Source organism: Streptomyces roseoviridis (genome assembly GCF_039535235.1).
GTDB classification, from domain to species: Bacteria; Actinomycetota; Actinomycetes; order Streptomycetales; family Streptomycetaceae; genus Streptomyces; species Streptomyces roseoviridis.
The window spans coordinates 2,346,907-2,367,822 of record NZ_BAAAWU010000001.1; the positions used below are offsets into that span (position 1 = coordinate 2,346,907).

Here is a 20,916-nt window from a genome sequence, read left to right on the forward strand (position 1 = left end):
TGGTCATGCTTCTTGAGTTGTGGCCGAGTCAGCCGGCCAGTCGCCGGGTCGCCTCGTCGAGGCGCTCGGCGATGGTGCCGTCGATGACCTCGTCGCCGACCCGCACCGAGATCCCGCCGAGGACCGTGGGGTCCACGTCCAGGTTCAGGTGCATGTGGCGGCCGTACAGCTTGGCCAGCACGGCGCCGAGGCGCTGCTTCTGCTGGTCGCTGAGCGGCACCGCCGAGGTGACGACGGCGACCATCCGGTCCCGGCGCGCCGCGGCGAGCTTGGACAGGGACTCGAGTCCCGCTTCCAGGCTACGTCCCCGGGGCTGGGTCACGAGACGGACGACCAGTCGCTCGGTGACCGGGTTGGCCTTGCCGCCGAGCAGGCTGCTCAGCAGCCGGCCCTTGGCGGAGGCCGTCGCGGCCTTGTCCGTCAGCGCCGAGCGGAGCTCGGTGCTGACGGAGACGATCCGGCCGAAGCGGAACAGCTCGTCCTCGACGTCGTCGAGGGCGCCCGCCTTCTGGGCGGCGGTGAGGTCGGCGGTGTCCGCCAGCTCCTCGACCGCGTCGACCAGGTCGCGCGAGCGCGACCAGCGGGAACGGACCATTCCGGAGACCAGGTCGACGGTCTCGCCGCCCACCTGACCGGACAGGAGTCGCTGGGCGAGCGCGGCCTTGGCCTCGCCCGCCTGCGCCGGGTCGGTCAGGACCCGACGCAGCGACACCTCGCGGTCGAGCAGCGCGGTGACGGCAGCCAGCTCGCCCGCGAGCTTGCCCGCATCCACCGACGTGTTGTCGGTCAGCGCGTCGAGGGCCTCGCGTGCGGCGCCCAGTGCCTCGCGGCTCGCTCCGTTCATCGGACGGCCTCGGCCTTCTCCTCGAGCTCGTCGAGGAAGCGGTCGATGGTGCGGCTCTGGCGGGCGTGGTCCTCGAGGGCCTCGCCGACCAGCTTCGCGGCCAGGTCGGTGGCGAGCTTGCCCACGTCCTGACGCAGCGCGGCGGACGCGGCCTTGCGGTCGGCCTCGATCTGGGCGTGACCGGCTGCGATGATCTCCTCGCGCTGGCGCTGGCCTTCCGCCTTCATCTCCTGGATGATCGCGGTGCCCTGCTCCGTCGCCTCCTGGCGGAGACGCGCGGCCTCGTGGCGGGCCTCGGCGAGCTGAGCCTTGTACTGCTCCAGCACACTCTGAGCCTCGATCTGGGCCGACTCGGCCTTCTCGATGCCACCCTCGATGGCCTCGCGGCGCTCTTCCAGAACCTTGTTGATGTTCGGGAGGAGCTTCTTGGCGAGGAAGCCGAAGACGATGACGAAGGCGATCAGGCCGATGACGAGCTCGTCGAGATGCGGGATGAGCGGAGGCTGCTCCTCCGCCGCTGCCGCAAGAAGCAGAGCGTTCACATCAGTGCCTTCCGTAAAAAGGTATGGGCTGTCGGTCCGGCTTACTTGTAGACGAAGCCCATGACGATGCCGATGAGGGCGAGCGCCTCACAGAACGCGAAACCCATGATCTGGTTGGTACGGATCAGGCCGGCCGCCTCGGGCTGACGGGCGAGGGCCTGGGTGCCGTTACCGAAGATGATGCCGACGCCGACGCCCGGGCCGATGGCCGCGAGGCCGTAACCGATGGAGGCGACGTTTCCGTTGACGGCGGCGAGAGTCTCGAGAGCGGACATGCCGGTTCTTCCTTCTCTTTCAAGGACCCGGTGGGGGTTGGCCACCGGACGACTGTTGGTAAGGGGGGTGGTGCTGCTGCCGGGCCGGCTCAGTGGTGCTCGGAGAGCGCGCCCTGGACGTAGCTGCAGGCCAGGAGGACGAAGACGTACGCCTGGACAGCCTGGATGAAGAGCTCGAAGGCGGTCATGACGATGACCATCACGAACGAGGCGCCGGCGTAGACGAAGCCGATCTCGTTCATGAGGTAGTAGGTCGCCAGGGAGAACATCACGATGAGCAGGTGACCGGCGAACATGTTCGCGAACAGTCGGACCGCGTGCGTGAAGGGCCGGATGAGCAGGTTCGAGAAGAACTCGAGGACGACGACCAGGGGAAGGATCGGGCCGAGCGACTTGTCGTAGCCGGTGATGTTCTTCCAGCCGCCGACGAAGCCGTGCTTCTTGAAGGTCAGCGAGATCCACAGCACGTAGACGATCAGCGCGAGGGCCGCCGGGAAGGCGATCAGCGAGGTGACCGGGAACTGCGCGAGCGGGATGATGGACCAGAGGTTCATGATCCACACGAAGAAGAACAGCGACACCATCAGCGGGACGTACTTCTCGCCGTCCTTCTTGCCGATGATCTCGTAGACGATGCCGCGGCGCACGAAGTCGTAGCCGGCCTCACCGACCATCTGCATCTTGCCGGGGATCAGCTTGGGCTTGTTGAAGGCGGCCCAGAAGAAGCCGACGACCACGATCGAACCCAGGATCGCGAGCAGCATCGGCTTCGTGAAGTCGAAGCCGCCCACGGAGAAGATGGGCTCGTACATGAACGTGTGCAGGCCCGGCGCCGGGAAGCCACAAGGAGTGAAGATGTGGCAATCCGGGTCGAAGGCAAGCGTCTGGTCAGCACTCACCGCGGGCTCCTTCAGCGTGGCGCATAGGTACGGCAACCTCGTTGTGTCGGCGCGGCACGCAGCCGCGGGTCGGCACTGGACTGGTCTTACGGATAAGGGGGCGGCGGTTCGGCATCGAGCCTCGCGCTGGGACAGGCGCCGCTTCGGATGCCCGCGCCCGCAGTGCCGCAGTTGGCACCGGACGATAGCAGGAAGCCGAACGCGCCTTTATCCCGGCCCTACCCTTCACGACTTCGGCCCCGTGTTCTCGGGGTCGACGTACATGATCTTGGCCTTCATGTAGGCCCGGGCCTGGGCGGCAACCCACACGATGGTCGTAGCGAGCAGCGTGAAGGCGAAGGCCTTGAAGTCGAACGCCGTGGTGTCCTTCAGCAAGGCCAGGAAGATGAAGAGGACCAGCAGCTGGGCCGTGTAGAGCAACAGACCCATGGCCTGGAACAGCTGCGGAAGCTTCTTCGCCGTCCGCTGCAGAACCACCAGCCCGATGCCCATGAAGAGGATCACGACCGCGGTGCCGATGACGGCGCCGAGCGCGCCCTTGCCCCCGGCGACCACACCGCTGACGACCGTGGCGATGGCGCCGGCGGCCGCGGTGGGCACTGCGGTGAGCAGCAGGGTGCGTGCGTCGTTGGACGGCATGGCGGTGTCTCCGCTTGCTGGAGGGGGCGATGGTGTCGTCATGGACGAGCGTAAGCCCGGTCCGAGGTGGGTCTCGGGGCCGGCGGACCGTCGCACTACGGTCCTTCGGCACTGTCGCCGGGTCTCGTGAACCGTATCACAAACTATTTGAATAGGTCTTTACCCAGAGGGTGTGCCAACTGTCACACGTGAGAGCTACTGCGCGCGTGTGTGCAGGACACCGGGGCGTCTTGTCTGGTATTGGCGGCGGTTGCGGCTTTCGTCAACCGCGCGCGCCCGCCTTACTCCGGTCGGAGAAGCGCGAACGGTGACCGATGGCGGTCGCCCCGTTGACTCCGGCGGGCACGGGCACCCGCTCCTCCTCCGACGGCTCGACGGCCCCGTCGGCCCCGTCTGCCCCGCCGGCCGCGACCGGGTGCCGCCGGCGCCGGTAGCGCGGCGGGACGACCGCCTCGGCCCAGCGCGGGGCACGCGGCGAGAACCGCGGCAGCAGGAGCAGCACCAGGCCGACGGCGCTCAGGAAGACCACCGAGAGGACGATCCACATCGACGTCGAGTGGACCGAGTAGGCCAGCGTCCCGAAGGCGATCAGCGCCGACCAGAAGTACATGATCAGCACCGCGCGGCTGTGCGAGTGCCCGATCTCCAGGAGCCGGTGGTGCAGGTGCCCCCGGTCGGCGGCGAACGGCGACTGGCCCTTCCACGTCCGGCGCACGATCGCGAGCACCAGGTCGGCCATCGGGATCGCGATGATGGTCAGCGGCAGCACCAGCGGGATGAAGACCGGCAGGGCGGCGTGGGTGGCCGCCTTGGTCGAGCCCTCGAAGATCTTCAGGGCGTCCGGGTCGACCTGCCCCGTGATGGAGATGGCGGAGGCGGCCAGGATCAGGCCGATCAGCATCGAGCCCGAGTCACCCATGAAGATCCGCGCCGGGTGCATGTTGTGCGGCAGGAAGCCCAGGCACATGCCCATCAGGATCGCGGCGAAGAGCGTCGCGGGCGCGGCCGCCTCGATCGTGTAGCCGAACCAGATCCGGTACGCGTAGAGGAAGAAGGCGGCGGCGGCGATGCACACCATGCCGGCGGCCAGACCGTCCAGGCCGTCGACGAAGTTCACGGCGTTGATGGTGAGCACCACCAGGGCGACGGTGAGCAGCGTGCCCTGCCACTGGGTGAGGGCGACCGTGCCGACGCCGGGGATCGGCAGCCACAGGATCGTCAGACCCTGGATCACCATCACGCCGGCGGAGATCATCTGCGCGCCCAGCTTGATCAGGGCGTCCAGCTCGAACTTGTCGTCCAGGACGCCGATCAGCCAGATCAGGGCTGCGCCGGAGAGCAGCGCCCGAGGCTCGTTGGACAGCTCGAAGACGCTGTTGAGGTTCTGCAGGTGGTCGGCGACGAGGAGTCCCGCGCACAGCCCGAAGAACATGGCGATGCCACCGAGCCGCGGAGTCGGTTCTCGGTGTACGTCGCGGGCGCGGATCTCCGGCATCGCGCCGGTCGCGATGGCGAACTTCCGCACCGGACCGGTCAGCAGATAGGTCACCGCGGCCGTGACACAGAGCGTCAGCAGGTAATCACGCACGGGCTGCCCCACAGGAATCGCTGGCCATCTCAGCCCCACACCCTAGCCGGGCCGTCCCCATGGTCGAGGACACCGGCGGGGCGCGAACGGTTCCGAGGGGCGTCGACGGGCCCCCGGCGGGGCGCCCGACGGGCCTCCCGGGCTCGCGCCAGGGCCTGCTCACCGCCCGTACGGGGGAAACCGCGCGGCGAGCTCGCGGACCTGCTCCCGCACCCGGGCCGTCTCCTCCGGGTCGTCCCGCAGCGCGGCGCCGAACAGCCCGGCGATCCTCGCCATCTCGGGCGCTCCCATCCCCTGGGTGGTGACGGCGGCGGTGCCGAGCCGGATGCCGCGCCCGTCGCCGTACGGCAGCGCGCAGGTGTCCAGCACGATGCCGGCGGCCGCGAGCCGGGCGCGGGCGGTGCGGCCCTCGACGCCGAGCGGGGCGGGGTCGGCGGTGATGAGGTGGGTGTCCGTGCCGCCGGTGGTCGGGGTGAAGCCCTCGGTGGCGAGCGCGTCGGCGAGGACGCGGGCGTTGTCGACCACCCGATGGGCGTACGCGGAGAAGGCCGGTGTCTCCGCCTCGCCGAAGGCCACCGCCTTGGCCGCGATCGTGTGCATCTGCGCGCCGCCCTGCGAGAACGGGAACACGGCCCGGTCCACCTGCTGGGCGAGCTCCGCCCCGCACAGCAGGAGACCGCCGCGCGGACCGCGCAGCACCTTGTGGGTGGTGCCGCAGACGATGTCGGCGTACGGGACGGGGCTGGGGGCCGCGCCGCCGGCGACCAGGCCGAGCGGGTGCGCGGCGTCCGCGACGAGGTAGGCGCCCACCTCGTCGGCGATGGTCCGGAAGATCTCGTAGTCGAGGTGGCGGGGGTAGGAGATCGACCCGCAGACGATCGCCTTCGGCCGGTGGTGCCGGGCGAGGGCGGCGACCTGCTCGTAGTCGACGAGACCGGTCTCGGCGTCGACGCCGTACGGGACGAAGTCGAACCAGCGGCCGGAGAAGTTGGCGGGCGAGCCGTGGGTGAGGTGACCGCCGTGGGCGAGCCCCATCGCGAGCACGGTGTCCCCGGGCCGCAGCAGCGCGGCGTACGCGGCCAGCACGGCGGAGGACCCGGAGTGCGCCTGCACGTTCGCGTGTTCGGCCCCGAACAGGGCCTTGGCCCGGTCGACGGCGATCCGCTCGGCGGCGTCGGCGTACTCGCACCCGCCGTGGTACCGGGACCCCGGATAGCCCTCGGCGTACTTGTTGGCGAGCCGCGACCCGAGCGCGGCGAGCACCGCCCGCGAGGTGAAGTTCTCGGCGGCGATCAGCTGCAGGCCCTCCCCCTGCCGCCGCGCCTCCCCGAGCAGCACGTCGGCGACTTCGGGGTCCTGCCGACGCAGCACGTCGAGCTCGTCTTCGGGGGGCGCGGTGACCGGCATGGGGCACTCCGTACGGTGAGGAGCATGGCCAGAAATCCACTGTAGGCACACCGCTCCCCGGCCGCTCCCCCACTGCGCCAGGTGGACCCCGCCGCGTGGCCGGCACCCCCGTCAGTGCTTCGCGGGCACCCCCGTCAGCGCCGTCACCACCGGATCCAGCGCCTGCTGGATCTCGTCGCCGATGGAGCGGAAGAAGGTGATCGGCGCCCCGTAGGGGTCGTTCACCTCGTCCGCCTCCGCCGACGGGGCCAGGAGCCACCCGCGTAGAGCGGCGGCGGCGCGGACCAGGGCGCGGGCGCGGTCGACGGTGCCGTTGGCGCCCAGGGGGTCGGGGAGCGTGGCCGGATCTATCGCACGGACGAGGCGGGTGAACTCCTTCAGGGTGAAGGTGCGCAGGCCCGCCGAGTGGCCCATCGAGATGACCTGGGCGCGGTGGTCGCGGGTCGCGGTGAGGACCAGATCGGCGCGGATGACGTGCTCGTCGAGGAGCTCGCGGCCCACGAAGCCGGTGTAGTCCGCGCCGATCTCCGCGAGGACCAGCTCCGCGTTGGTCTCCATGGGAGCGCCCTCGTGGCCCCACGTGCCCGCGCTCTCCACGATCAGGCCGCCGCCCAGCGGGTCGCCGAGGCGGTCGATCAGGGCATGGCGGGTCAGCCGCTCGGTGATCGGCGAGCGGCAGACGTTGCCGGTGCTGACGTGGAGGATGCGGAAAGTACTGCCGTCGTGCTCGTGCCCCGCTATGCCACGCCCCTCAGGGGCGGTCAACTGGCCACCTCGAGGTCGGGTACCACCTTCCGGAGGTCCTCCGCCGACAGCGCGCCCTCGCGCAGCAGCACCGGCACCTTGCCCGTGACGTCGACGATCGACGAGGGCACGTTGCCGGGCGTGGGGCCGCCGTCGAGGTAGACGGAGACGGAGTCGCCGAGCATGCCCTGCGCCGCGTCGCAGTCCTCCGGCGCCGGGTGTCCGGTGAGGTTCGCCGAGGAGACCGCCATCGGGCCGACCTCCGTGAGCAGTTCGATCGCGACCGGGTGCAGCGGCATCCGGATGGCGACGGTGCCGCGGGTGTCGCCGAGGTCCCACTGGAGCGAGGGCTGGTGGCGGGCGACCAGGGTCAGCGCCCCGGGCCAAAACGCGTCGACGAGTTCCCACGCCTGCTCGGAGAAGTCCGTGACGAGGCCGTGCAGGGTGTTCGGGGAGCCGATCAGGACGGGCGTCGGCATGTTCCGGCCGCGCCCCTTGGCCGCGAGCAGGTCGGCGACGGCCTCGGAGCCGAAGGCGTCCGCCCCGAGCCCGTAGACCGTGTCGGTGGGGAGCACGACCAGCTCGCCGCGACGTACGGCGGACGCGGCCTCACGCAGACCCGTCGCCCGGTCCGTCGCCTCGTTGCAGTCGTATCGCCGAGCCATCAGTCCCGGTCCTCCTCGTACACGTCGTCGTCCATGGTCATGGGGTGGCCTTGCGGGCCGTCGCGAACCGCGGCCGGTTGTTGAGGTCCGGGTGGTCGGCGGCGTCCGCCCAGCCGGCCTCCTCGTTGAAGATCCACGGCACCTGGCCGCCCTGGGTGTCCGCGTGCTCGACGACGACGAGCCCGCCCGGCCGCAGCAGCCGGTGCGCGGTGCGTTCGATGCCCCGGATGGTGTCGAGGCCGTCCTCGCCGGAGAACAGGGCCATCTCGGGGTCGTGGTCGCGGGCCTCGGGCGCCACGTACTCCCACTCGGTGAGGGGGATGTACGGCGGGTTGGAGATCACCAGGTCGACCTGGCCGTCGAGCTCCGGGAGCGCGGTCAGCGCGTCGCCCTGGTGGACGGTGACGCGCGAGCCCTCGGCGTTCTTCCGGGTCCACACGAGCGCGTCGTCGGACAGCTCCACGGCGTGCACGCGCGAGCGCGGCACCTCCTGCGCCATGGCGAGCGCGATGGCGCCGGAGCCGGTGCACAGGTCGACGATGAGCGGCTCGACGACGTCCATGGCCCGTACGGCGTCTATGGCCCAGCCGACCACGGACTCGGTCTCGGGGCGCGGCACGAAGACGCCGGGACCGACCTGGAGCTCCAGGTAGCGGAAGAACGCCCGGCCGGTGATGTGCTGGAGCGGCTCGCGCGCCTCGCGGCGGGCGATGGCCTCCCAGTAGCGGGCGTCGAAGTCCGCGTCCTTGACGTTGTGCAGCTCCCCCCGCTTGACGCCGTGCACGAACGCGGCGAGCTCCTCGGCGTCGAAACGCGGTGAGGGAACGCCGGCGTCGGCCAGCCGCTGGGTGGCCTGGGCCACCTCGGCAAGCAGCAGGTTCACGCTGGTCCTCCGTGGTGCGGGGTGCGGGGTGGGGCTTGGGGCGGTCCGGCGCGGGCGGGGCCGACGCCGGGCCGGACGCGCGGCGCCGTGTGAGCGGCGCCTTACGAGCCGGCCATCTTGGCCGCCGCGTCGGCGTCGACGCAGGCCTGGATGACCGCGTCGAGCTCGCCGTCGAGCACCTGGTCCAAGTTGTACGCCTTGAAGCCGACGCGGTGGTCCGAGATGCGGTTCTCCGGATAGTTGTACGTACGGATCTTCTCGGAGCGGTCGACGGTGCGGACCTGGCTGCGGCGGGCGTCGGCGGCCTCGGCCTCGGCCTTCTCCTGCGCGGCGGCGAGCAGCCGGGAGCGCAGGATGCGCATGGCCTGCTCCTTGTTCTGGAGCTGGCTCTTCTCGTTCTGGCAGGAGGCGACGATGCCGGTCGGCAGGTGGGTGATGCGGACGGCGGAGTCGGTCGTGTTGACGGACTGGCCGCCGGGGCCGGACGAGCGGTAGACGTCGATGCGCAGGTCGTTGGCGTGGATCTCGACCTCGACCTCCTCGGCCTCGGGCGTGACGAGCACACCGGCCGCGGAGGTGTGGATGCGGCCCTGCGACTCGGTGGCGGGCACGCGCTGCACGCGGTGCACACCGCCCTCGTACTTCAGTCGCGCCCAGACGCCCTGGCCGGGCTCGGTGGCCCCGTTGCCGCCCTTGGTCTTCACGGCGACCTGGACGTCCTTGTAGCCGCCGAGCTCGGACTCGGTGGCGTCGATGATCTCGGTCTTCCAGCCGACGCGCTCGGCGTAGCGCAGGTACATCCGCAGCAGGTCGCCGGCGAAGAGGGCGGACTCGTCGCCGCCGGCGCCGGCCTTGATCTCCAGGATGACGTCCTTGTCGTCGCTGGGGTCGCGCGGGACGAGCAGCAGCCGCAGCCTGTCGGTCAGCTCCTCGCGCTGCTTCTCCAGCTCCTTCACCTCGGCGGCGAAGTCCGGGTCGTCGTGCGCCAGCTCGCGGGCGGTCTCGATGTCGTCACCGGTCTGCTTCCAGGAGCGGTAGGTGGCGACGATCGGGGTCAGCTCGGCGTACCGCTTGTTCAGCTTGCGCGCGTTGGCCTGGTCGGCGTGAACCGAAGGATCGGCGAGCTTCTTCTCGAGGTCGGCGTGTTCGCCGACCAGTTCCTCGACCGCCTCGAACATCGGGGGCTCCTGGTTTTCGTAAGTTGCTACGGGACGGCAAAGCGCCGGTCCCGGCCGCCCCGCGCGGGGGCGGCCGATGACCGGCGCAGTGGCTCGCTACTTCTGGGCGGAGCCGGCAGCCTTGCCGAAGCGGGCCTCGAAGCGGGCCACGCGGCCGCCGGTGTCGAGGATCTTCTGCTTGCCCGTGTAGAACGGGTGGCACTCGGAGCAGACCTCGGCACGGATGGTGCCCTCGGTGAGGGTGCTACGGGTGGTGAACGACGCGCCACAGGTGCAGCTGACCTGGGTCTCGACGTACTCGGGGTGGATCTCGCGCTTCAAGGTGTCTCCTAGTTTCGGGAGGGCTCCGGGTCGCAGTGCGGGATGCACCTGCGTGAACCGGGGCCGACGTACCAGTCTGCCAGGACCGGCCGCATCTCCCAAAACCGGGGTCGGACCGGAACTATTCCCGGGCGTTTCCGGACCGTTCGCGGACGGCCGGGGACTGTTTCACGACGCCTTCGGCCTTGCCGGTGGCCGCGTCCTTCACGGCGGAGGCGGGGATCGGGCGGTCGGCCTTGAGGGCCTTCCAGACCTCGCGGCCCTGGGCCTGGAGGGGCACGACCCGGTTGGGGTCGAGGGGGTCGTACTCGACCGGCAGCGTGATCATGTGGACGTCGTCGGCGCCGAGCCCGGACAGGCCCTTGGCGAAGGCCGTCAGCTCGTTCACCGAGTCCAGCTCGGAGTCGGGCGTGATGGCCTTGGTGGCGGTGTCGGCGAGGTCCAGCAGCGTCTTGGGGTTGGTGAGGACGCCGACGTCCTTCACGCGGTCGAGGAAGGCCCTCATGAACGCCTGCTGGAGCTGGATGCGGCCGAGGTCGCTGCCGTCGCCGACGCCCTTGCGGGTGCGGACCAGGCCGAGGGACTGCTCGCCGTCGAGGGTGTGGGTGCCGGGCGGGAGGTCGAGGTGGCTCTTGGAGTCCCTGATGGCCCGGGTGGTGGTGATCTCGACGCCGCCGAGCTCGTCGACGAGCTTCTTGAAGCCGGTGAAGTCGACCTCGACGTAGTGGTCCATGCGGATGCCGGACATCGCCTCGACGGTCTTCACGGCGCAGGCGGGGCCGCCGACCTCGTACGCCGTGTTGAACATGGCCCGGTGCCCGGCGGGGACGACGGCGCCCTTGCGGTCGGTGCACTCGGGGCGGTCGACGAGGGTGTCGCGCGGGATGGAGACCACGGACGCCCTGGTGTGGCCCTCCTGGACGTGGAGGACCATCGCGGTGTCGGAGCGGGCGGCGCCCTCGTCCCTGCCGTAGGCGCCGTTGGCGCCGGAGCGGGAGTCGGAGCCGAGGACGAGGATGTCCATCGAGCCGTTGTCGACGTCCTCGGGGCGGTCCTTGCCGAGCTGGGCGTTGATGTCGACGCCCTGGAGGTTGCCGTTGAGCCGGTAGTAGACGTAGCCGAGTCCCGAGCCGCCGACGAGGACGAGCACGGCGCCGCCCCAGGCGGCGACGGCCGCGGCGCGGCGGCCCCGGGCGGGCGCCTTGCGGCGGCGGCCGGGACCGCGGCCGGCTATGCGGCCGCTCTTGTTCTGCTGGCTCATCGTCTCTTCCCCTCGGGCCTGTGGTTCACCTTGTGTGACGGAGAACCGGCCGAAAGGGTTGCATTTGAACCTGTGAGGTTTCGCTGAGCGACGGCCCACAACGCCTCGCGCCCACCGTGCGGGCACGGTGGGCGCGAGGGAGTTCCCGGGGCTTGCCCCGGAAGGACGGCGTCGGCGTCAGTCGTTGTTGCTGGCGCCGGGCGTCGTCTTCTGGATCTGGAGCAGGAACTCGGCGTTCGACTTCGTCTGCTTCATCTTGTCGAGCAGCAGCTCGATCGCCTGCTGCTGGTCGAGCGCGTGCAGCACCCGGCGCAGCTTCCAGGTGATGGAGAGCTCGTCGCTGCCGAGCAGGATCTCCTCCTTGCGCGTGCCCGAGGCGTCGACGTCGACGGCCGGGAAGATGCGCTTGTCGGCGAGCTTGCGGTCGAGCTTGAGCTCCATGTTGCCGGTGCCCTTGAACTCCTCGAAGATCACCTCGTCCATGCGCGAGCCGGTGTCGACCAGCGCGGTGGCCAGGATGGTCAGCGAGCCGCCGTCCTCGATGTTGCGCGCGGCACCGAAGAAGCGCTTCGGCGGGTAGAGCGCGGTCGAGTCGACACCACCGGACAGGATGCGGCCGGAGGCGGGCGCCGCGAGGTTGTACGCGCGGCCCAGGCGGGTGATGGAGTCCAGCAGGACGACCACGTCGTGACCCAGCTCGACGAGGCGCTTGGCGCGCTCGATGGCCAGCTCGGCGACGGTGGTGTGGTCCTCGGCCGGGCGGTCGAAGGTCGAGGAGATGACCTCGCCCTTGACCGACCGCTGCATGTCGGTGACCTCTTCCGGACGCTCGTCGACGAGGACGACCATCAGGTGGCACTCGGGGTTGTTGTGGGTGATCGCGTTGGCGATCGCCTGCATGATCATGGTCTTGCCGGTCTTCGGCGGGGCCACGATCAGACCGCGCTGGCCCTTGCCGATCGGCGACACGAGGTCGATGATCCGCGTGGTCAGCACGCCCGGGTCGGTCTCCAGACGGAGGCGGTCCTGCGGGTAGAGCGGGGTGAGCTTGTTGAACTCGGGGCGGCCGCGGCCGGACTCCGGCGCCATGCCGTTGACCGAGTCGAGGCGCACCAGCGCGTTGAACTTCTCGCGGCGCTCGCCCTCCTTCGGCTGGCGCACGGCACCGGTGACGTGGTCGCCCTTGCGCAGGCCGCTCTTGCGGACCTGGGCGAGGGAGACGTAGACGTCGTTCGGGCCGGGCAGGTAGCCGGAGGTCCGGATGAACGCGTAGTTGTCGAGGATGTCGAGGATGCCCGCGACCGGGATCAGGACGTCGTCCTCGGAGACCTGCGGCTCACCGGCCTGGAAGTCGTCGCGGCCACGACGCCCACGGCGGTCGCGGTAGCGCCCGCGACGGCCGCGACGGCCGCCCGCCTCGTCGTCGTAACCGTCGTCCTGCGGACCGGCCTGCTGGCCCTGGCCCTGGCCCTGCGGCTGACCCTGGCCCTGACGCTCCTTGCGCTGGCCGCCCTGGCCGCCGCCCTGCTGGTCGTCGCCCTTGCCGCGGTCGCGCTGGCGGTCCCGGCGGTCGCGGCGCTCACCGCGCTCGCCCCGCTCACCGCGGTCACGGTCGCGCTCGCGACGGCCGCGGCCCTCGGCGGTGTCCGCGGCGGCCTCGGCCCTGGCGTCCGCCTGGGCGTCGGTACGGGTCTCGGCGCGGGTCTCGGTCTTGACGGCCTGGGCGGTCTCGGCCTTGACCTCGCCCTCCGGCGAACCGGCGGGGGCGGTGGCGCGACGGCGGCGGCGCTCGCCGGCCGGGGCGTCGTCGGAGGCCGGCTGGCCGGGGATCTCGATCTGCTGCTGGGCGACCGGCTCGGCCTTCTCGGCCTTCGGCGCCTCGGCGGCGGTCTCGCCCGTGCGGGCCTTGGAGGTGGCGCGGCGCTTCGGCTTGGTCTCGGCGTCGTCCGCCGTCTTGGCGGGCGCGGCGGAGCCTCCTCCGGCCTGCGCCTCCTTGATGACCTCGATCAGCTGGCTCTTGCGCATGCGCGCGGTGCCCCTGATGCCGAGGCCGGACGCGACCTGCTGCAGCTCGGCCAGGACCATGCCCTCGAGGCCGGTGCCGGAGCGGCGGCGCCGTGCGGTGGTGCCAGTGGCAGCACCTGCGGCGGGCGCGGCGGTGTCGACACTGTTGTCGGCAGTCACGCCCATCAGATCGGTGGTGTCGCTCACGAAGGGTCCTTCCCTGGAGCGGACGTCGGCCATCTGGCTCGGCGACCGGTTGTGCTGTCCGACAGCGGTCCAGTCTTTGGGTGGTCCGTGTCGGGGCGGTGGTCCCGCCGGGTACGGCGGAAGAGAGAAAACGTGCTGTGGGTCCGGCCCGAGCGCCCCCTGCTCGGCCCTCACCTGAAGAAGAGCGAGGGGTGTCGTGCCGGTTCCGGAGCGTGCTCGAAACTGCTCAGGCAGGCTGCTCAGGCAGTGGAGGAGGCTCCCGGAAGAATGGGTGGTCCCTGATAGGGACACTCAGCACCGCGCCACAAAGACGTCGGGTGCAGACTTGAGGTTAACACTACCGGCTCCAACAAACATTCCCCCTCTCCGTCACCGGCAATCTCGTGTCCGCGCGGTCCCCGGCCCGAGAACCGCGCGGTCGCCCGTCAGGGCGCGAGCGGCAGGACGCTCGCCCCGGGACCGTCGAGGTCGAGCCGGTTCGCGGCCCACCCCTCGCCCGCGAGCAGTGCGACCTTGTCGGCCGTTCCGTGTTCGGCCAGCGCGAGGACCGTGGGGCCCGCGCCGGAGATGACCGCGGGCACTCCGTCCGCCCGCAGCCGGTTCACAAGAGCGATGCTCTCCGGCATCGCGGGTGCCCGGTACTCCTGGTGCAGCCGGTCCTCGGTGGCCGCGAGCAGCAGCTCGGGGCGGCGGGTCAGGGCCTCGACGAGGAGGGCGGCACGGCCGGCGTTGGCGGCGGCGTCCACATGGGGGACGGCGCGCGGCAGCAGTCCGCGGGCGGTCTCGGTCAGGACGGGCTTTCCGGGGACGAAAACCACCGGAACGATGGAATGCGAGGGCTCCATCCTGATGGCGCGCGCGGCGCCGCCCTCGGTCCAGGCGAGCGTGAAGCCGCCGAGCAGACAGGCGGCGACGTTGTCGGGGTGGCCCTCGATCTCGGTGGCCAGTTCCAGCAGCGCCGTCTCGTCGAGACGGGCGTCGCCGCCTATGGTCACGGCGCGGGCGGCCACGATGCCGGCGCAGATGGCGGCGGAGGAGGAACCGAGGCCGCGGCCGTGCGGGATGCGGTTGGCACAGACCACCTCGAGGCCGCGCGGCTGTCCGCCGAGCAGGTCGAAGGCCGTGCGCATCGAGCGGACGAGCAGGTGGCTCTCGTCGCGCGGCAGGTTGTCGGCGCCCTCTCCGGCGATGTCGATGTGCAGCCCGGAGTCGGCGACCCGGACGACGACGTCGTCGTAGAGCCCCAGCGACAGGCCGAAGGCGTCGAAGCCCGGGCCGAGATTGGCGCTGGTGGCGGGAACGCGCACCCGTACGGCGGCGGCGCGGAACGCGGGACCGGCCATCGCTCGATGACTCTCCTTGACTTGCGGGGACGGTGCGGAGGAACTGGGGAAGTCACGCAGGAACCCGGGGGCCGCTCGCGCCTCCGGCGCGACAACGGCAACGACACCGCGCATATGCAACGGGGCGGGTCCGGTACAGCCTATCGAAGGAAGGTTCTGTGGCGACATAGGGCGCACAGGAGGCGCACGATGCGTGTCGCGCGCCAGCCTGTGCATCTATGTAGGTTGCTGATCGGGTTTGACACCCGATCAGGTGGCCTGATCAGGTCATCGGATCAGGCCGCCGAGCAGCGAGTTTCGGCCTTTTTCAGGCCGTCACCCTCCGACCGTCCCGTCAGGCCAGGCCGAGGCGCTCGGCGGCGGCAGCGGCGTCGACCGGGACGGTGACCGGCTGCGGGGCTCCCGCGACGGCCCAGTCCGGGTCCTTCAGGCCGTTGCCGGTGACCGTGCAGACGATGGTCTGGCCCGGGTCGACCTTGCCCTGGGCGGCGGCCTTCAGCAGACCGGCCACCGAGGCGGCCGAGGCCGGCTCGACGAAGACGCCCTCCTGAGCGGCCAACAGGCGGTACGCCTGCAGGATCTCACGGTCCGTCACCTCGTCGATGAAGCCGCCCGACTCGTCGCGCGCGGCGAGCGCGTACTGCCAGGAGGCCGGGTTGCCGATCCGGATCGCGGTGGCGATGGTCGACGGGTCCTTGACGACCTCGCCGCGCACCAGCGGGGCGGAACCGGAGGCCTGGAAGCCCCACATGCGCGGCGTGCGGGCGGCGATGCCGTCCGCCGCGTATTCGCGGTAGCCCTTCCAGTAGGCGGTGATGTTGCCGGCGTTGCCGACCGGCAGGACGTGGATGTCGGGGGCGTCACCGAGCATGTCCACGATCTCGAAGGCGGCGGTCTTCTGCCCCTCGATCCGGACCGGGTTCACCGAATTGACCAGCGCCACCGGGTAGTTCTCGGACAGACCGCGGGCCAGGGTGAGGCAGTCGTCGAAGTTGCCGTCGACCTGGAGGATCTTCGCGCCGTGCACGAGGGCCTGGCCCATCTTGCCCAGCGCGATCTTGCCCCGGGGCACCAGGACGGCGGACACCATGCCGGCCCGTACCGCGTAGGCGGCGGCCGAGGCGGAGGTGTTGCCGGTGGAGGCGCAGATGACCGCCTGCGCGCCCTCCTCCTTGGCCTTGGTGATGGCCATGGTCATGCCCCGGTCCTTGAAGGAGCCGGTGGGGTTCGCGCCCTCGACCTTCAGGTGGACCTCGCAGCCCGTGCGCTCGGAGAGGACCTGGGCCGGGACGAGCGGCGTGCCGCCCTCACGAAGCGTGACGACCGGCGTCGCGTCCGTGACCGGAAGGCGGTCCCGGTACTCCTCGATGATGCCGCGCCACTGGTGGGTGCCCTTGGTGGTCATGGGTCCTTACTCCCCTTCAACACGCATGATGCTGGCGACACCGCGCACGGTGTCGAGCTTGCGCAGCGCCTCGACGGTCCCGGAGAGGGCGGCGTCGGGCGCGCGGTGGGTGACGACGACGAGGGAGGCCTCGCCGTCCTTGCCCTGCTGGCGGACGGTGTCGATCGACACCCCGTGCTCGGCGAAGACCGTCGCGACCTGGGCGAGGACGCCCGGCTTGTCGGCCACGTCGAGGCTGATGTGGTACCGCGTGACGACCTCGCCCATGGGGCTCACGGGCAGTCGGGTGTACGCGGACTCGCCGGGGCCCGTCGCCTCGTTGAGACGGTTGCGGCAGACGGCGACGAGGTCGCCGAGTACGGCGGACGCGGTCGGCGAGCCGCCGGCGCCCGGTCCGTAGAACATGAGCCGCCCGGCGGCCTCCGCCTCGACGAAGACGGCGTTGTACGCCTCGCGGACGGAGGCGAGCGGGTGGCTGAGCGGGATCATCGCGGGGTGCACCCGCGCGGTGACGGAGCCGCCGTCGGCGGCCCGCTCGCAGATGGCGAGCAGCTTGATGGTGCAGCCCATCTGCTTGGCGGAGGCGAAGTCGGCGGCCGTGACCTCGGTCATGCCCTCGCGGTAGACGTCGTCGAGCTTCACGCGCGTGTGGAAGGCGATCCCCGCGAGGATGGCGGCCTTGGCGGCGGCGTCGAAGCCCTCGACGTCCGCGGTCGGGTCGGCCTCGGCGTAACCGAGCGCGGTGGCCTCGTCGAGGGCCTCGGAGTAGCCCGCGCCGGAGGTGTCCATCTTGTCGAGGATGAAGTTCGTCGTGCCGTTGACGATGCCCATCACGCGGTTGATCTTGTCGCCGGCGAGGGACTCGCGCAGCGGGCGGATGAGCGGGATGGCGCCGGCGACCGCGGCCTCGTAGTAGAGGTCCTGGCCGTGCTGCTCGGCGGCGGCGTAGAGGGCGGCGCCGTCCTGGGCGAGCAGGGCCTTGTTGGCGGAGACGACGGAGGCGCCGTGCTCGAAGGCGGTGGTGATGAGGGTGCGGGCCGGCTCGATGCCGCCGATGACCTCGACGACGACGTCGATGTCGCCGCGTTTGACCAGGGCGGTCGCGTCGGTGGTGATCAGCTCGGCGGGGACTCCGCCGCGGACCTTGTCGGGCCGGCGGACGGCCACACCGGCGAGCTCGACCGGCGCGCCGATGCGCGCGGCGAGGTCGTCGGCGTGCGTCGTCATGATGCGCGCCACCTCTGAGCCGACCACTCCACAGCCCAGCAGCGCCACCTTCAGCGGACGCGTACGCATCATCCGACCTCGTTTCTCATTACCTTCTGAGCCGTATCTCTACGGTCGTGTCCCTACGGTGGAACCAGTCTCACTCACCGGATGGCCGTTTCCGGCCTTGGTCCGGATGGTGAGACATGAATTCCACCACTCGACCATTCCGGCGGGGGCCCCGGCCCCCGCCGGACTATTTCGTCATCCGACGTCCAGACGCAGGAGATCTTCCTCCGTCTCGCGTCGCACGATGACACGCGCCTCGCCGTCCCGGACGGCGACGACCGGGGGCCGGAGCGCGTGGTTGTAGTTGCTGGCCATGGAGCGGCAGTACGCCCCGGTGGCCGGTACGGCGATCAGGTCGCCGGGCGCCACGTCGGCGGGCAGGAAGGCGTCCCGTACGACGATGTCACCGCTCTCGCAGTGCTTGCCGACGACCCGCGAGAGCATCGGCTCGGCGTCACTGGTCCGGGAGACCAGCGCGACGCTGTACTCGGCGTCGTACAGGGCCGTACGGATGTTGTCCGACATTCCGCCGTCGACCGAGACGTACGTCCGCAGCCCCTCCAGCGGCTTGACGGTGCCCACCTCGTACAGGGTGAAGGCGGTCGGGCCGACGATGGCCCGGCCGGGCTCGACGGAGATGCGCGGGGTGCGCAGCCCGGCGGCCTCGCACTCGCGCGTGACGATCTCGGTCAGCGCCTTGGCGATGTGGTGCGGCTCGCGGGGGTCGTCCTCGGAGGTGTACGCGATGCCGAGACCGCCGCCGAGGTCGATCTCGGGCAGCTCGACGCCGTGCTCGTCGCGGACCTCGGCGAGCAGCTGGACGACGCGCCGGGCGGACACCTCGAAGCCGGCCATGTCGAAGATCTGCGACCCGATGTGGGAGTGGATGCCGATGAGTTCGAGCCCGTCGAGGGAGAGCGCGCGGCGGACGGCCTCCGCGGCCTGCCCGCCGGCCAGGGCGATGCCGAACTTCTGGTCCTCGTGCGCGGTGGCGATGAACTCGTGGGTGTGGGCCTCGACGCCGACGGTCACCCGGATCTGGACGCGCTGCCGCTTGCCGAGGGACTGGGCGACGTGGGCGACGCGGACGATCTCCTGGAAGGAGTCGAGGACGATCCGCCCGACGCCGGCGCTCACGGCCTTGTGGATCTCTTCCGTGGACTTGTTGTTGCCGTGGAAGGCGATGCGCTCGGCGGGCATGCCGGCGGAGAGGGCGGTGGTGAGCTCGCCGCCGGAGCAGACGTCGAGGTTGAGCCCCTCCTCCGTGAGCCAGCGCACGACGGCCCGGGACAGGAACGCCTTGCCCGCGTAGAAGACGTCGGCGTCCTGGCCGAAGGCCTCGGCCCAGGCGCGGCAGCGGGCGCGGAAGTCGTCCTCGTCGAGGAAGTAGGCGGGCGTCCCGAACTCCTCGGCGAGCTCGGTGACGCTCAGGCCGCCGACGGTGACCTGCCCCTGCTCGTCGCGCCGTACGGTCCGGGACCACACCTTGGGGTCGAGGCGGTTGAGGTCGGACGGCGGCGCGGTGTAGTGCCCCTCGGGAAGGACGTCGGCGTGACGGGGCCCGGCGGGGTGTGCGGAACGGCTCATGGTCTGCGTCTTTCAGATCTGGTCGGGTGCGCTGATGCCGAGCAGGGACAGGCCGCCGGCGAGCACCGTCCCGGCGGCTTCGGCGAGCGCGAGCCGGGAGCGGTGGGCGGCCGAGGGTTTCTCGTCACCGAGGGGCAGAACGGTGTGCTGGAACGCGAGGAGCGCGTCGGCGACGGCCTCGAGGTGCCGTGCGACCCGGTCGGGGGCGCGGTGGCGGGCTGCGGAGAGCAGGACGGCGGGGTGGTCGCCGAGGAGGGAGAGGAGCCGGGGCTCGTCGACGGGGTGGTCGTACGCGGCCGAGAAGCCGAGCTGAGCGGCGTTGCGGCTGAGGGCTCTGGCCCGGGAGTGCGCGTACCGCACGCGGAAGAGGGGGTTGCGCTCGTGCTGGTGGAGCAGTTCGTCGGTGAGCCTGGCGTGGTCGTGGGCGGCGGCGGAGAGCAGCCCCCACCGGGCCGCGTCGACACCGAAGCGCCGGTACAGCTCGCCGGCTCCGTACGGCACGGGCAGCGGGGCGACGGTGGTGGCGAGCCGGCCGCGGGCGTGCCCGGCCTCGGTCCGGGCGCCGAGCAGGGCCCACTCGGGGTCCACGTCGTCCTCGCAGGCCACCCGCACGGGATGGCCCTGGGAGACGAGGATGCGCCGCACGGCGTCGGCGGTGACGGCGGCGCGGACGTCGGCACGGTGCACCGGCTGGACGGGCTCGCCGCCGGGCGGCCGGTGCCCGTAGCGCGGGCCGTCCCGCAGGACGGCGCGCACGAGGTCCTGCCGCAGGTCGGCTCGGAGGGTGAAGTTGAGGAAGCCGGGCCCGGTGATCTCGACGCGGTCGAGCCCGGGGTGCGGGAGGAGCCGGGCGGCGAGGACGTCGGCGACCTGGCGCGGTGTCGCACCGGCCGCCCGGGCGAGCACGAGCGCGACGTTGCTGGCGTAGTCCCCGCACCCGCCGGCCCGGGGCCGCTCGACCTGCACGCGCTCGGGCACCTCGACGGCCAGCGCACCCTCGTCGACCGCACGGCGCACGGCGCGCAGCACGGTGAGGGAGAGGTCCGCGGGGGTCACGGGACCAGCCTAGGCGAGGAGGGGGGTCGGAACGCGAACCGGTTTCGGCATGTGGGCGGGAGGTGGGGATCTGGGGTGGGCGAGGGCGAGGGGGCTACGAGCCCGCCCGCCGGGAATCCGGCTGGCGGGAACCCGGCTGCCGTGCACCCGAGCGGTTCTGGGGTGGGCGAGGGCGAGGGGGCTATGAGCCCGCCCGCCGCGAACCCGACCGCCGGGAACCCGGCTGCCGTGCACCCGAGCGCGGAGGACCCGACCGGGTCGCCGGCCCCTCCGATCCCTGCGGCCCTTCGACTGCGGGCGGCTCCTCGGCGTCACCGCCACCAGCGCCGTCCCGGGGCCCGCGCCGCTCGCGGTGCAGGAGCTGCCGCACGACCCGCACGAGCTCGGCCGGCTCGAAGGGCTTGGCGAGGAACGCGTCGACTCCGGCGGCTCCCCCGCCGTCCGCCCCGTACTCGGTGCAGGCACTGCTGATCGCCACGGGCAGATGCCGCGTCCGCGGATCCTCCCGCAACCGCGCGGCGGTCTTCAGGCCGTCCAGCCTCGGCATGACGACGTCGAGGGTGACGACATCCGGACGGACCTCGTTCACGACATCCAGACACTCGGCACCATCGGCCGCGGTCACCACCTCGAAGCCTTCGAGCTCGAGATTGACCCTGATCAGCTGACGGATCACCCGGTTGTCATCCACAACCAGCACCCGCCCGGACACCCCTGACACACGTCGAGAGTAGGTCGCGGGGAGCGGCCGCGTCCGGCTTTTGCCCACTTCTGACCCGTGCGAGCGAACCAC

At 71.3% G+C, this 20,916-nt stretch carries 20 protein-coding genes; all 20 read right to left on the bottom strand.

Annotation, left to right across the window (positions count from 1 at the left end):
• Positions 1 to 28: 28 nt before the first annotated feature.
• Positions 29 to 844 (bottom strand): F0F1 ATP synthase subunit delta, encoded by an 816-nt coding sequence (locus tag ABD954_RS10400; RefSeq protein ID WP_345485615.1) that lies wholly within the window; start codon positions 842 to 844, stop codon positions 29 to 31.
• A complete protein-coding gene (locus ABD954_RS10405) occupies positions 841 to 1,386 on the bottom strand; it encodes a F0F1 ATP synthase subunit B (protein WP_345485616.1) in 546 nt (181 codons plus the stop codon). The genes ABD954_RS10400 and ABD954_RS10405 overlap by 4 nt, the downstream gene beginning before the upstream one ends.
• Positions 1,387 to 1,427: 41 nt before the next feature.
• Positions 1,428 to 1,661, bottom strand: coding sequence for an ATP synthase F0 subunit C (atpE, locus tag ABD954_RS10410; protein ID WP_010474382.1), 234 nt, complete (start codon positions 1,659 to 1,661; stop codon positions 1,428 to 1,430).
• A gap of 89 nt (positions 1,662 to 1,750) precedes the next feature.
• A complete protein-coding gene (gene atpB, locus ABD954_RS10415; protein ID WP_345485617.1) occupies positions 1,751 to 2,560 on the bottom strand; it encodes a F0F1 ATP synthase subunit A in 810 nt (269 codons plus the stop codon).
• A gap of 225 nt (positions 2,561 to 2,785) precedes the next feature.
• The gene (locus ABD954_RS10420) at positions 2,786 to 3,199 is read right to left on the bottom strand and encodes a Cg1360 family ATP-synthase-associated protein (RefSeq protein ID WP_345485618.1); all 414 of its coding nucleotides are present in this window, start codon (positions 3,197 to 3,199) and stop codon (positions 2,786 to 2,788) included.
• A gap of 262 nt (positions 3,200 to 3,461) precedes the next feature.
• Positions 3,462 to 4,787 carry an MraY family glycosyltransferase gene (locus ABD954_RS10425; RefSeq protein ID WP_345485619.1) on the bottom strand — a complete coding sequence of 442 codons (1,326 nt, stop codon included), beginning with the start codon at positions 4,785 to 4,787 and terminating at the stop codon, positions 3,462 to 3,464.
• A 159-nt stretch (positions 4,788 to 4,946) separates the two neighbouring features.
• On the bottom strand, positions 4,947 to 6,194 hold the full coding sequence (locus ABD954_RS10430) for a serine hydroxymethyltransferase (protein WP_345485621.1): 1,248 nt from the start codon (positions 6,192 to 6,194) through the stop codon (positions 4,947 to 4,949).
• A 111-nt stretch (positions 6,195 to 6,305) separates the two neighbouring features.
• Positions 6,306 to 6,959, bottom strand: coding sequence for an arsenate reductase/protein-tyrosine-phosphatase family protein (locus tag ABD954_RS10435; RefSeq protein WP_345485622.1), 654 nt, complete (start codon positions 6,957 to 6,959; stop codon positions 6,306 to 6,308).
• Entirely contained in the window at positions 6,956 to 7,603 is a 648-nt protein-coding gene (locus tag ABD954_RS10440) for an L-threonylcarbamoyladenylate synthase (protein ID WP_345485623.1), read from the bottom strand. Before ABD954_RS10440 ends, ABD954_RS10435 begins: the two co-directional genes overlap by 4 nt.
• Positions 7,604 to 7,640: 37 nt before the next feature.
• The gene (gene prmC, locus ABD954_RS10445; protein ID WP_345485624.1) at positions 7,641 to 8,486 is read right to left on the bottom strand and encodes a peptide chain release factor N(5)-glutamine methyltransferase; all 846 of its coding nucleotides are present in this window, start codon (positions 8,484 to 8,486) and stop codon (positions 7,641 to 7,643) included.
• A 101-nt stretch (positions 8,487 to 8,587) separates the two neighbouring features.
• Entirely contained in the window at positions 8,588 to 9,664 is a 1,077-nt protein-coding gene (gene prfA / locus ABD954_RS10450; RefSeq protein ID WP_345485625.1) for a peptide chain release factor 1, read from the bottom strand.
• Between the two features lie 96 nt (positions 9,665 to 9,760).
• Entirely contained in the window at positions 9,761 to 9,985 is a 225-nt protein-coding gene (gene rpmE, locus ABD954_RS10455; RefSeq protein ID WP_150231713.1) for a 50S ribosomal protein L31, read from the bottom strand.
• A gap of 121 nt (positions 9,986 to 10,106) precedes the next feature.
• Complete coding sequence (locus tag ABD954_RS10460) at positions 10,107 to 11,246, bottom strand: LCP family protein (RefSeq protein ID WP_345485626.1); 1,140 nt, start codon at positions 11,244 to 11,246, stop codon at positions 10,107 to 10,109.
• Between the two features lie 177 nt (positions 11,247 to 11,423).
• On the bottom strand, positions 11,424 to 13,457 hold the full coding sequence (rho, locus tag ABD954_RS10465; protein ID WP_345485627.1) for a transcription termination factor Rho: 2,034 nt from the start codon (positions 13,455 to 13,457) through the stop codon (positions 11,424 to 11,426).
• A gap of 425 nt (positions 13,458 to 13,882) precedes the next feature.
• Positions 13,883 to 14,800, bottom strand: a complete 918-nt coding sequence (gene thrB, locus ABD954_RS10470) for a homoserine kinase (protein WP_345485628.1) — start codon at positions 14,798 to 14,800, stop codon at positions 13,883 to 13,885.
• Positions 14,801 to 15,134: 334 nt separating this feature from the next.
• Entirely contained in the window at positions 15,135 to 16,205 is a 1,071-nt protein-coding gene (thrC, locus tag ABD954_RS10475) for a threonine synthase (protein WP_345485629.1), read from the bottom strand.
• A gap of 6 nt (positions 16,206 to 16,211) precedes the next feature.
• Positions 16,212 to 17,504 (bottom strand): homoserine dehydrogenase, encoded by a 1,293-nt coding sequence (locus ABD954_RS10480; RefSeq protein ID WP_345485631.1) that lies wholly within the window; start codon positions 17,502 to 17,504, stop codon positions 16,212 to 16,214.
• Between the two features lie 171 nt (positions 17,505 to 17,675).
• Positions 17,676 to 19,067 carry a diaminopimelate decarboxylase gene (lysA, locus tag ABD954_RS10485; protein WP_345485632.1) on the bottom strand — a complete coding sequence of 464 codons (1,392 nt, stop codon included), beginning with the start codon at positions 19,065 to 19,067 and terminating at the stop codon, positions 17,676 to 17,678.
• Positions 19,068 to 19,079: 12 nt separating this feature from the next.
• Positions 19,080 to 20,123, bottom strand: a complete 1,044-nt coding sequence (nrtL, locus tag ABD954_RS10490; protein ID WP_345485633.1) for an ArgS-related anticodon-binding protein NrtL — start codon at positions 20,121 to 20,123, stop codon at positions 19,080 to 19,082.
• A 181-nt stretch (positions 20,124 to 20,304) separates the two neighbouring features.
• On the bottom strand, positions 20,305 to 20,892 hold the full coding sequence (locus ABD954_RS10495) for a response regulator (protein WP_382745880.1): 588 nt from the start codon (positions 20,890 to 20,892) through the stop codon (positions 20,305 to 20,307).
• Positions 20,893 to 20,916: the final 24 nt, after the last annotated feature.